This window comes from Winogradskyella immobilis, assembly GCF_021887715.1.
Taxonomy (GTDB): Bacteria; Bacteroidota; Bacteroidia; order Flavobacteriales; family Flavobacteriaceae; genus Winogradskyella; species Winogradskyella immobilis.
The window spans coordinates 26374-38052 of the sequence record NZ_JAIQXX010000016.1 but is presented as its reverse complement, the minus strand read 5'-3'; the positions used below and the strand labels follow the sequence as shown (position 1 = coordinate 38052).

Annotated in this window: 11 protein-coding genes; 8 read left to right on the top strand and 3 right to left on the bottom strand. The window is 32.4% G+C overall.

Features of this window, described 5'->3' with window-relative positions; genetic code table 11:
* Window positions 1-92 precede the first annotated feature (92 nt).
* Window positions 93-1391: an amidohydrolase family protein gene (locus K8Z87_RS11185; protein WP_227477650.1), complete on the top strand. Its 1299-nt coding sequence runs from the start codon at window positions 93-95 to the stop codon at window positions 1389-1391.
* Window positions 1392-1490: 99 nt separating this feature from the next.
* Here K8Z87_RS11185 and K8Z87_RS11180 read toward each other — a convergent pair whose 3' ends face one another.
* Window positions 1491-2285, bottom strand: coding sequence for a DUF6503 family protein (locus K8Z87_RS11180; protein WP_227477649.1), 795 nt, complete (start codon window positions 2283-2285; stop codon window positions 1491-1493).
* 82 nt (window positions 2286-2367) lie between these two features.
* Here K8Z87_RS11180 and K8Z87_RS11175 point away from each other — a divergent pair, with 82 nt between their 5' ends.
* From K8Z87_RS11175 to K8Z87_RS11150, 6 genes are all read left to right on the top strand, one after another.
* Window positions 2368-3165, top strand: a complete 798-nt coding sequence (locus K8Z87_RS11175; protein ID WP_227477648.1) for a TrmH family RNA methyltransferase — start codon at window positions 2368-2370, stop codon at window positions 3163-3165.
* Between the two features lie 9 nt (window positions 3166-3174).
* The gene (locus tag K8Z87_RS11170) at window positions 3175-3777 is read left to right on the top strand and encodes a hypothetical protein (RefSeq protein WP_227477647.1); all 603 of its coding nucleotides are present in this window, start codon (window positions 3175-3177) and stop codon (window positions 3775-3777) included.
* A gap of 9 nt (window positions 3778-3786) precedes the next feature.
* Window positions 3787-5019, top strand: coding sequence for a M48 family metallopeptidase (locus K8Z87_RS11165; protein ID WP_227477646.1), 1233 nt, complete (start codon window positions 3787-3789; stop codon window positions 5017-5019).
* Between the two features lie 112 nt (window positions 5020-5131).
* Window positions 5132-6295 (top strand): threonine synthase, encoded by a 1164-nt coding sequence (locus K8Z87_RS11160; protein WP_227477645.1) that lies wholly within the window; start codon window positions 5132-5134, stop codon window positions 6293-6295.
* Between the two features lie 84 nt (window positions 6296-6379).
* On the top strand, window positions 6380-6709 hold the full coding sequence (locus tag K8Z87_RS11155) for a hypothetical protein (RefSeq protein WP_227477644.1): 330 nt from the start codon (window positions 6380-6382) through the stop codon (window positions 6707-6709).
* Window positions 6710-6791: 82 nt separating this feature from the next.
* Window positions 6792-7541: an alpha/beta hydrolase gene (locus K8Z87_RS11150; RefSeq protein WP_227477643.1), complete on the top strand. Its 750-nt coding sequence runs from the start codon at window positions 6792-6794 to the stop codon at window positions 7539-7541.
* On the opposite strand, the gene rimO is transcribed toward K8Z87_RS11150, so the two are convergent.
* A complete protein-coding gene (gene rimO / locus K8Z87_RS11145) occupies window positions 7538-8842 on the bottom strand; it encodes a 30S ribosomal protein S12 methylthiotransferase RimO (RefSeq protein WP_227477642.1) in 1305 nt (434 codons plus the stop codon). The two genes, K8Z87_RS11150 and rimO, sit on opposite strands and share 4 nt — an antisense overlap.
* A gap of 81 nt (window positions 8843-8923) precedes the next feature.
* Between rimO and K8Z87_RS11140 the strand changes: the two genes are divergently transcribed.
* On the top strand, window positions 8924-10009 hold the full coding sequence (locus K8Z87_RS11140) for a serine hydrolase domain-containing protein (RefSeq protein ID WP_227477641.1): 1086 nt from the start codon (window positions 8924-8926) through the stop codon (window positions 10007-10009).
* Here the strand turns inward: K8Z87_RS11140 and K8Z87_RS11135 are convergent.
* Window positions 10006-11670 (bottom strand): amidase family protein, encoded by a 1665-nt coding sequence (locus tag K8Z87_RS11135; protein WP_227477640.1) that lies wholly within the window; start codon window positions 11668-11670, stop codon window positions 10006-10008. The two genes, K8Z87_RS11140 and K8Z87_RS11135, sit on opposite strands and share 4 nt — an antisense overlap.
* Between the last annotated feature and the right edge of the window lie 9 nt (window positions 11671-11679).

Below are 11679 nucleotides of genomic sequence, written 5' to 3'. Positions count from 1 at the left end.
ATTATGAAACGAGCATGTTGAAAGCTTTATCCCATAAGGGAATATTAATAGCGAACAACATGTGACCTTTGAAAAACAATAAATTTAAACACATGAAAAAATTCAAATATATATACGCGCTTTTAATGTTATGCTGTACCGTTGTTGTTGCTCAACAAACGCCAGCATCTAAGCAAAGTAAGGACATTGCAATTGTAGGCGCTACGGCACATATTGGTAATGGGCAAGTGATAGAAAATAGTATTATTACGTTTTCTAACGGAAAAATAACCAATGTCGCTGATGCAGCTTCGATTAGTGTTAACTCTAATACTATGGATATTATTGATGCTACAGGAAAACATGTATATCCTGGTTTTATTACTTCTAATTCGTCTTTAGGCCTTGTAGAAGTCAATGCTGTTAGAGCAAGTAACGATCAACGCGAAACAGGTAATATTAAGCCTCACATTAGAAGTTTAATTGCCTATAATGCAGAGTCTAAAGTAGTAGAGTCTATGCGCCCAAATGGTGTGTTAGTAGCGCAAATATCCCCAAAAGGAGGTCGTATTTCGGGCACATCATCTATTGTACAATTTGATGCTTGGAACTGGGAAGATGCTGCTATTAAAGTAGATGATGGTATCCATTTAACTTGGCCAAATCCTTATACGTTTGGACGTTGGTGGCTAGGAGAAGATCCTGGTGTAAAATTAAGTACAAACTATACGAACCAAGTTGAAGAATTAAACACGCTTATTAAAGATAGTAAAGCCTATTTAAAAGGATCTAAAACCACTAAAAATTTGCCTTTTGAAGCTATGAAAGGTTTGTATGATGGCTCGCAGCAATTATACATCCATGTGGAAGATGAAAGAGGTATTACTGATGCCATCGCCTATACAAAAGCGCATAATATAAAAAATATGGTGATTATTGGTGGTTATGAAGCACACAAAGTCACAGATCTATTAAAAGCAAATAATATAGGTGTGCTTATTGGGCATACGCATAGCTTACCTAATTCTAGTGATGACGATTACGATTTACCGTATAAAATGCCTAAATTATTAATAGATGCTGGTATTACCGTTGGTATGCATACTGGTAATGTTTCTAATTTTCAGACACGTAATTTGCCATTCTATATTGGTACTGCCGCAAGAGAAGGCATTGATAAAGAAGAGGCCTTAAAAATCATTACTTCGAACACCGCAAAATTATTAGGTATTGACGACCGCTTAGGGACTTTAGAAGTTGGTAAAGATGCTACGTTGTTTATCAGTGAAGGAGATGCTTTAGATATGCGTACTAATCAATTAACACATGCATTTATAGGTGGTAGATTGATTAGTTTAGAAACACATCAAACTGAACTTTGGAAACGCTATAGTAATAAGTATAAGAATTAAGTCCTTTTTGTGTCAACTTATTTCAATACGAAACAAAGAGTATAAAAAAAGCGAGTCCTAAGGACTCGCTTTTTTTATATCTAATTGAATAAGTTTAACTTATTCTATAACCTTACCTGTTTCTGGCATTGCAAACATCGTATTATCTGGTGCTTGCTCTGCAACTTTACCATCTATAAACTCAATTGTACCACGCATTTCTGTAGGCACATTGTTTTCAGATTTATATCTATCTATACTTTTTGGTAATAATAACCCATTGATAGTTTCCCAATTGTTATAACGGTTAAAATTAAAGTTTTTACTTTTTCCATCTCTTCCAAAAGTTACCGTATAACCTAACCATTCCATTTGACCTGTTTCAGCATCGTAATACACAATGTATTGATCATCTGGCGATGCTCCTACTCCTGCATTATACGAAATTAAAATTCCTGGGTATGTTTTACCTTCAAAAACTAAAGGTTCTACTTCTTCATATATAATACCATCATCACCTACAATAAATGGCATGGCATAGAAATACATCATTAAACCTTTATAAAACTTTGCATTACCTTTATATTCATTACCATCTTTTTCATTAACCCATAAATTACTACCGTCGTAACCTAAAGTATATGCTGGCGTATCTATTAACTCAGCTCTAGTCTTTAAATTATTAGTCGTAACCTCAGCACCATTAGGTTTATTCATTGTAAATGCAAGGGTTTGCATTTTATTCCAATTGTCTATACCTCCATGAGCATCAAATACTTTAGTAATGCTTTCTGGGTAAATACTTGTTGTAATGTCTTCAACTTCTACAACTTCTTCTACAGTAGTTTCTGCTGTTTTGTTTTTGCATGAAAATGCAAGTAATGCCACACAAATGGCTAGATATTTAATCTTCATTGTTGTTTGGTTTATATTAATATAAATGCTTTGACGTATTAACTGTTCGCAAATTACATTTATTATCCTAATTTTGTTATGTATGAATAAACTAATTACCAGTGTTAGTAATCCACTTATAAAACAATTGTTTTTACTCAAAGAAAAAGCAAGAGAACGCAAGCGTTCTGAAAAATTTTTAATTGAAGGTAAACGCGAATTATCATTAGCCATAAAAGCTGGTTATGCTATAGAAACACTTTTGTTTTTTCCTGATTTATTTTCAGAAAGTGAAGCTAGCGCTATGGCACATTACAATATTGATAGTATTGAAATTTCAAAAGTTGTTTTTCAAAAATTAGCGCATAGAGACACTACCGAAGGTATAATTGCTGTGGTGAAGTCTAAATCTCATAAGCTCGATGCTTTAAAACTGAAACAAAAGAACCCGTTAATTTTAGTTGCTGAAGCACCTGAAAAACCCGGAAATATAGGAGCCTTATTAAGAACCGCAGATGCTGCTAATGTGGATGCAGTGATTATTGCTAACCCAAAATCGGATTTATACAACCCTAATATTATACGTTCTAGTGTAGGTTGTGTGTTTACTACCGAAATAGCCATGGCAACTTCTGAAGAAGTCATTACCTATTTACAGCAGTACAATTTCAATATTTTTTCGGCAATATTACAAGAATCTGAGCCTTATTATACTCAAGATTACACCTTACCAACTGCTATAGTTGTAGGGACGGAAGCTACAGGTTTAACCCAAGAATGGCGTAATGCTGCAAAACAGAATATTAGTATCCCTATGCAAGGAATCATTGACTCAATGAACGTATCTGTTGCTGCGGGAATTCTTATTTTTGAAGCAAAACGCCAACGGAATTTTGAATAGATTTTTATTATGAGAATTTTCACCTTAGTAATTGTATTTTTATTTATAACGGATTGTTTTGGGCAAAAGAAATATTATGATAGATTCCATAATGAAATATCTAAGAAAGAATTTAATCTTCAAAAAGATAGTAGAAGGTATATCGTTCAAAAAATAAAAAATGATTCTTTAAATTATGAAAAACTTCTTTCTAGAAGTAATGTCACTCGATTAAATAAAGAACTAAGACTAAAAGTTGCAAAAGAACTTGAATTAATTTCAGGTTCTAAAATTGATAGTACTAATATCATTATCATCAATTTTTATTTTAAGCCGCCAAAAGAATATAAAGGTAGTTGTATTGATCATTATACATCCGATAAATCTTATAAACGATTTATTAAAAAACGTGCTGATGTTTCACAATATTTCATCACAGAAAAAGGATATCAATACAAAAGAAAAGAAGTTATAGAAGACAAAAATGGTTTAATAAGAGCTTTACTCTTTAGAGATAGAATTCCTTGCGGTAACTACGTTATAATAACACCAAAAAAATATTTATTTAAAACTATTGGCGAATATAGACAAAGCGAAATATCATTTATAATAGAAAATGAATTAAAGAATTAAACTTATGATATGATTTCACAAACATTATTCTATATCATCATAGGAATTATAGTTATCAATTTTGTAAAAGATAAAATTTTAGACGCACTTAATGCTAAACATTATAACGACCCAATTCCTGAAGCTTTAAATGATGTTTTTGACGCATCAGAATATAAAAAATCTCAAGATTATAAACGGACCAATTACAAATTTGGGGTTTGGTCATCATTATTCTCTATTGCATTAACATTAACCTTTCTTTTTTTAGATGGATTTGAATATGTAGACAACATTGCCAGAAGTTATGTTGATCACCCAATACTCGTCGCTTTACTATTTTTTGGTATTATTATGCTTGCTAGTGATATTATTACAACTCCATTTTCCTATTACAAAACTTTTATTATTGAAGAACAATTTGGGTTTAACAAAACCACAAAAAAACTCTTTGTTTTAGATAAATTAAAAGGCTTAGTAATGATGGCTGTATTAGGTGGTGGCATTTTAGCTTTAATCATTTGGTTCTACCAATTAACAGGAACACAATTTTGGCTTTATGCCTGGGGTATTGTAACTGTCTTCACTTTATTTATGAATCTATTTTATGCCAAACTCATTGTACCTTTATTCAATAAACAAACTCCCTTAGAAGAAGGCGAATTAAAAGATAAAATTTCGACTTACGCCAAATCTGTAGGCTTTCAATTAAATAACATTTTTATTATTGATGACTCTAAACGAAGCACAAAAGCCAACGCCTATTTTTCAGGCTTTGGAAGCGAAAAACGTGTTACACTATACGATACATTAGTCAATGATTTAGATGAGGAAGAAATTGTTGCTGTATTAGCCCATGAAGTCGGGCATTACAAACGAAAACACATTATTTTTAACCTTATAGCTTCCGTTTTATTAACAGGATTAACACTTTATATTTTATCTATATTTATAAATAATCCTTTACTATCCAATGCTATTGGTGTTTCAACACCAAGTTTTCATGTCGGTTTAATAGCTTTTGGATTATTGTATTCCCCTATTTCCGAGATTACAAGTTTAATCATGAATTATGTATCACGTCAATTTGAATATCAAGCCGATGATTATGCAAAAAATACATATAAAGCTAAACCATTAATTACTTCACTAAAAAAGTTGTCTAAAAACAGTTTGAGTAATTTAACACCTCATAAAGCTTATGTTTTTATGCATTATTCGCATCCTACACTTTTAGAACGTATTACTAATTTAGAGCGTTGATATTTTTCCTAAAAATAACTTAAAAACACAGTCATCTATTTAAGATTAAAGTATTTTTATATTCCCCTAGAAATCAGATAAAAGAATAGTTAGAAATCTCACTCATTTTATTATGAAAAAGAATTTTTATAGTCATCTTAAATGTCACTATTGTGGTAGAATTTATGACAAAAATGAAATAAATACGTTTTGTAAAGATGATAATCAACCTCTTGAAGCTGTATATGATTTGAATCAATCCTGGTCTAAAGAAAGTCTAAATGGTAGACCTTCTAACATGTGGCGTTATGAAGAAGTGCTACCCGTGCTAAAAAAAGAAAATCAGATGAGTTTGGGTGAAGGATTCTCACCGCTTCTAAATTTAGAAAAACTAGGAAAAATTTATAATCAATCGCAATTACTTTTAAAGGATGAATCTGGCAATCCAACAGGATCTTTTAAAGCTAGAGGTATTAGTATGGCCGTTAGTAAGGCAAAAGAATTAGGTGTTAAAGAAATGTGTATTCCTACTGCTGGAAATGCAGGAAGTGCTTTAAGCGCCTATTGTGCTAAAGCTGATATTAAAGCGCATATTTATATGCCCGAGGCAACACCCAAAGTATTTCAGCTAGATTGTGAAATTATGGGTGCCAATGTTACTAAAGTTAGTGGAAATATTTCTGATGCAGCACACCAAATGAAAATCGAAAATGATAGTTCATGGTTTGATATTACTACCTTAAAAGAGCCTTTTCGCTTAGAAGGTAAAAAAACAATGGGGTATGAAATTGCTGAGCAATTAAATTGGAAATTACCTGATGTTATTTTATATCCTACGGGAGGAGGAACAGGCCTTATTGGTATCTGGAAGGCTTTTAAAGAATTAAAAAAACTAGGTTGGATTGATACTATTCCTACACGAATGGTTGCGGTACAAGGAGATGGATGTGACCCTGTAGTTCAATCGTTTAATGAAAATCGAGAAGATGTAGATAAATACGAGAATCCTGCTGAAACTATAGCTAATGGGTTAAGAGTACCTAAACCATTTGGTGATAGAATGATAATGAAAACACTTTATGAGAGTAACGGTACTGCAATTGCTATCTCAGATGATGAGATGAAAGATGCTTTAAGTGAACTTTCTAAAACTGAAGGTTTATTTATATCACCTGAAGGAGCTGGTGTTTGGTCCGCCTACAAAAAATTAAAAGCTAACAATTGGATAAAAGCTAACGAATCTGTAGTGCTGCTAAATACCGGTTCTGCATATAAATATGTTGAGAATTTATATTAAGTTTTCTATATGATATTGATTACTAGGTCTCTATAATTGAATTTTTATTTTTTATGTTTAACTTTCTAATAGAAAACCACTATTATGAGTAAATGGAATGACACTTTAAAACTCTACGATAAACTTGTAGATCAATGTCCAGATTTTAAACGCAAAGGTAAGAGTATGATTTACACTTCTGCCAATGGCTATATGTTCTCACTTTTAAATAAAGCTGGTGAAATAGGATTTCGTTTACCAAAACCTGTAGCGGCAAAATTTATGGAAGATTATAATACAGGATACTATTATTCTTACGGAGCTAAAATGAAAGATTATGTTTTAGTTCCTGAATCGTTATATACTAATGAAGCTCTGCTCATCGATTTTTTAAATCAGAGTTATGCCTTTGTCATGTCTTTGCCTCCTAAGTAACTATTTTAGTATATAATGTATCGTATAACTATTTTTGTAGTTATACAATATTAAGCCTTATATTTGAATAAAAATTAAGTCTATGTTTTTCAAAAAAATTGCTCCGCTACTTCTATCAATATTATTCTGTGTAAGCTTAAATGCTCAAAAAAAGGAAAAATCTGCTAAATTAAGTTTAACAACTTCAGACAATCAAACCATAAGTGCCAAATTATTATTACCTGAAGCTGATGCAGAATCTTATCCTGCAATTATATTAATACACCAAGGTGGTTCTTCTAAAAAAGAATGGTTTAGTTTACCAATATCTAAACAACTTCTTAAAGAAGGTTATGCATTATTGGCTTATGATATTAGAATGCACGGAGAATCATCAAAAGATGTTGAAGGTGCTACTAGTATTTTTAAATTATTTGATGACCCAAATAGAGCTCCATTAGATTTAAAAGCTGTAATTGACTTTTTAAAGAACGATAAACGTATCGATAATTCTCGTATTGGCATTATGGGTGCTTCAGTTGGTGCCAATTTGGCCTGTGTCGCTTCTGCAACTTCTGAATATAATATTAAATCTATTGTAGTCTTGTCTGCAAAAACCTCTGCGGTTCAAAATCTATTTGGTAAAGATGAACCTATCGCTTTTAAAAATGGCTTTTTTATAGCTTCTGAAGGTGAAGGCAAACGCAAGGATTGGGCTAAAGAATTATATAATGTTACTTCTGGAGAACGCAAAATAGTTATTGCAGAAGGCAGCAAACATGGTTCTTTTATCTTAAAATCAAATAAAGCGTTAAGTAATGAAGTCGTTGAGTGGATTAAACAAACACTCTAATTAATTAATTCAGCATACAGATCAAAATCTTCTGCTTCTATAACTTTAACTCTAGCAAACTCACCAGTTTTTAAATAGGTTTTTGTGGCATCGATTAATACTTCGTTATCTACATCTGGCGAATCGTATTCTGTTCGACCCACAAAGTAATTACCTTCTTTACGGTCAATAATCACTTTAAACTCTTGCCCTATTTTAGCTTGGTTGAGTTCCCAAGAAATTTGAGATTGAATTTCCATAATTTCATTTGCACGCTGCATTTTTACTTCTTCAGGCACATCATCTTCTAAATTGTATGCATGCGTATTTTCTTCGTGCGAATATGTAAAACAACCTAAACGCTCAAAACGCATGTCTTTTACCCAATCTCTTAACGTTTCAAAATCAGCTTGAGTCTCGCCTGGATAGCCAACAATCAACGTCGTTCTTATAGTCATTTCTGGAACTTTAGATCTAAACGCTCTTAATAGCTTTGTTGTTTTCTCTTTTGTAGTTCCACGACGCATGCTTTTTAATATAGAATCGCTTATATGCTGCAACGGAATATCTAAATAGTTACAAATCTTTGGCTCACGATTCATAATGTCTAGCACATCCATTGGAAACCCTGTTGGAAATGCATAGTGTAAACGAATCCATTCAATACCTTCTACTTTTACTAAATGCTCTAAAAGCTCTGCAAGGTTTCTTTTCTTGTATATATCTAAACCATAATAAGTTAAATCTTGAGCAATTAAAATAAGCTCTTTTACACCATTTGCGGCTAATTTCTCAGCTTCAATCACTAAATTCTCAATCGGTGTAGACTTGTGCTTACCGCGCATTAAAGGAATAGCACAAAAACTACATGGTCTATCACAACCTTCTGCAATTTTTAAATACGCATAATTTTTTGGTGTTGTTGTTAAACGTTCCCCAATTAATTCGTGTTTATAATCTGCTCCTAATGCTTTTAATAATGCAGGCAGTTCTGTTGTTCCAAAATACTGATCTACGTTTGGTATTTCTTTTTCTAAATCTGGTTTATAACGTTCGCTCAAACAACCTGTTACAAAAACCTTATCAACATCACCATCTTCTTTCTTCTGCATGTATTCAAGTATGGTATTTACACTTTCTTCTTTAGCGTTATTTATAAAACCGCAAGTATTAATAACAACAACATTACCTTCTTCTTCATGTACAACATCTTTACCACTTGCTTTAAGCTGTCCCATTAAAACTTCGCTATCGTAAACATTTTTACTACAGCCTAATGTAATGACGTTAATCTTATTCTTTTTAAGGGTTTTAGTACGCATAATTATGTAAATCAGTGTGCAAAGATACGATGTATATTAAACCTTTAATATTTTTATAGGTCTAAAATAAAAACCCAAATAATGAAAGTTTTGAAATTAACCTACATTCTTTTAGCTCTTATTATATCATTCTCGTGTACATCAAGTGATTCTATTGAAATATCCGAACCCGAAGATGAAGGCCTTTATTTTCCACCGATCAATTCTGAAATATGGGAAACCTCATCGTTATCAGAATTAAACTGGAACGAAAATGCTTTGCAACCACTTTTAAATTTTTTGGATGACAGTGAAACAAAAGCTTTTATTATTTTGAAAGATGGTAGAATTGTTGTTGAATCTTATTTTAACGGTACAACGAGTACAACAAATAATCCATGGTTTTCAGCAGGAAAAACATTAACTGCATTTATGGTTGGTATTGCTCAAGAAGAAGGATTTTTATCTTTAACAGATCCTTCTAATACTTATCTAGGTGAAAACTGGAGTAGTCTTTCTGATTCGCAAGAAAATGCAATTACCGTTGAAAATCATATCACCATGACAACAGGTTTAGATTATAGATCTCAATTTGCATGCACAGATCCAGAATGTTTAACCTACTTAAATGCACCTGGTGGTTTTTGGTATTATCATAATGCTCCATATACATTAACCCAATCTATTGTTTCAGGTGCTGTGAATTCTGATTTTGATTCGTATTTTAATGAAAAACTACGCAACAGAATAGGAATGCAAGGAGTCTGGATTCCTTTTGGATTCAATAAATTTTACCTTAGTAATGCTCGTAGTATGGCACGCTTTGGCTTACTATGTTTGAATAAAGGAGTTTGGGAACAAGAAGCTATTCTTAATGATGAAAATTATTTCAATTCCATGACGAACACATCTCAACCAATGAATCCTTCTTACGGCTATCTTTGGTGGCTTAATGGGAAATCAAGTCATAGAGTACCAAGTTCTGAAACTTTAATCTCTGGAACTCTAATTCCAAATGCTCCAAGTGATTTAATCGCTGGCCTAGGAGCTAATGATCAAAAATTATATGTTATCCCAAGTGAAAACCTAGTGATTATCAGAATGGGTAGCGAAGGTAATGAAGGGCAATTAGGTCCTTCTAGTTATGATAATATACTATGGGAAAAAATAAACGATTTAATAAATTAGTTATAATTTTTAGGGGATACTCTCATCTTAGAAGCATCTTCATAAGCTTTTGCCCAACTGAGTAGTTTTAGTTCTTCTTTTGATTTTGCAATAAAAGTTAGACCTCTTGGCTGTCCATTATTTCTATAACCCATAGGTACTGTTAGTGCCGGATATAATGCTACTGCCGCAAAACCTGCATGGAAGTTATTAATAGATAGTATACCATCTAAATTATGCGCATCCATAGGCGTATCAAAAAACTTTCGTCCGTTTGTACGTAAAACATCTCGCATAGCATTTAGCTCGTCTTTTGTTGTAGAATCTGTTACAATACCATGAAACAAACGTTGCCCATAAGGTGCTGTTTTAAGAGAATCTAAATCATTAAAGGCAACAACATCTTTTGCATTTTTAAGATTTAAACTTTGATCACCATAATTGTTAAAATAAGTTGGCAAATCGATTTTCATTTCTGCAGTTAAAAACTGACTAAAACCAGGAAGATTAACACGCTCTTGATCAATTTCTACAATCTCAGCCCCTAAACCTTTTAATACATTAACCGCATTGGTATATAGTGTATCTTGTAGCAAACCTTTTATAGCACCAAAACGTTTTCCTTTTAAATCTACATTTAGGTTATCTGCATAGTTAAATCCATCCCCATGATTTACAAATGAAGCACTATCGTTATTATCTTTTCCTATCATTGCAGATAATACAATTGCATTATCAATAACATTTTTAGTGATTGGTCCTGTAGTATCTAAAGTACTAGAAATTGGTACCACTCCGCCTCTACTTAATAAGCCAATAGTAGGTTTAATACCTACAGCAGAATTACTACTTGCTGGAGATAAAATAGAACCCGCTGTTTCACTACCAATAGCTGCAACAGCGAAATTAGTAGTTGCTGATACTCCACTACCAGAACTTGATCCTCCTGTATCAAAAACACGACGCCCATAAGGATTTAACGTCTGCCCACCGTAAGCACTGTATCCACTTGGGCAATCACCACAGAAGAAATATGCCCATTCGCTAAGGTTTGCTTTTCCTAAGATAATAGCTCCGTTCTCCTTTAAACGTTCTACTACAAAAGCATCACTTACTTTATTATTAGCCAAAGCTGCTGCTCCTGCAGTAGTCATCATACCATCTGCATTAATATTATCTTTTAATAAAATTGGCATTCCAAAAACAGAATGTTGAATATCTTCTAATGTTTTTCCAGACGACTTAAGGATCTCGTCTTTTTGCTTTGCAGCTTCTACAGCATTTGCATTTAAGGCTATAATAGAGTTTAACGATAAATCATTATTTCTATCATATTTACCTATTCTGTACAAAAAGAACTTTGTAAGATTCTCGTACGATAATTTTCCGTTTAAAATATGACTTTGAAGTGTTGGAATATCTTGGTCAATGATTAATGCTTTTAATTCGTTATAATTACCTTCAGTAAATCCATCTAAATCGTCCTTAACAGAAAACATTACATATTCTGAGTTGATGTATTTAGAATCTAAAACTTTAAATTCTCTAAAATCTGTGGAATCTTGAACAACTTGCGTTTGTTCTATAACAATGTCTGCAAGTGTTTTTTCTGGAGTTTTTGGTTCTTCTTTACAAGAAACAATTACTAATGTAATTAGGAATAAAAGGCTGAGTTTTTTCATCGCGATAAT

Coding starts and splice junctions, on each gene's coding strand:
- K8Z87_RS11135 (WP_227477640.1), bottom strand. CDS start 11,670: ATGAAAAAACTCAGCCTTTTATTCCTAATTACATTAGTAATTGTTTCT.
- K8Z87_RS11170 (WP_227477647.1), top strand. CDS start 3,175: ATGAGAATTTTCACCTTAGTAATTGTATTTTTATTTATAACGGATTGT.
- K8Z87_RS11185 (WP_227477650.1), top strand. CDS start 93: ATGAAAAAATTCAAATATATATACGCGCTTTTAATGTTATGCTGTACC.
- K8Z87_RS11155 (WP_227477644.1), top strand. CDS start 6,380: ATGAGTAAATGGAATGACACTTTAAAACTCTACGATAAACTTGTAGAT.
- K8Z87_RS11175 (WP_227477648.1), top strand. CDS start 2,368: ATGAATAAACTAATTACCAGTGTTAGTAATCCACTTATAAAACAATTG.
- rimO (WP_227477642.1), bottom strand. CDS start 8,842: ATGCGTACTAAAACCCTTAAAAAGAATAAGATTAACGTCATTACATTA.
- K8Z87_RS11165 (WP_227477646.1), top strand. CDS start 3,787: ATGATTTCACAAACATTATTCTATATCATCATAGGAATTATAGTTATC.
- K8Z87_RS11150 (WP_227477643.1), top strand. CDS start 6,792: ATGTTTTTCAAAAAAATTGCTCCGCTACTTCTATCAATATTATTCTGT.
- K8Z87_RS11140 (WP_227477641.1), top strand. CDS start 8,924: ATGAAAGTTTTGAAATTAACCTACATTCTTTTAGCTCTTATTATATCA.
- K8Z87_RS11180 (WP_227477649.1), bottom strand. CDS start 2,285: ATGAAGATTAAATATCTAGCCATTTGTGTGGCATTACTTGCATTTTCA.
- K8Z87_RS11160 (WP_227477645.1), top strand. CDS start 5,132: ATGAAAAAGAATTTTTATAGTCATCTTAAATGTCACTATTGTGGTAGA.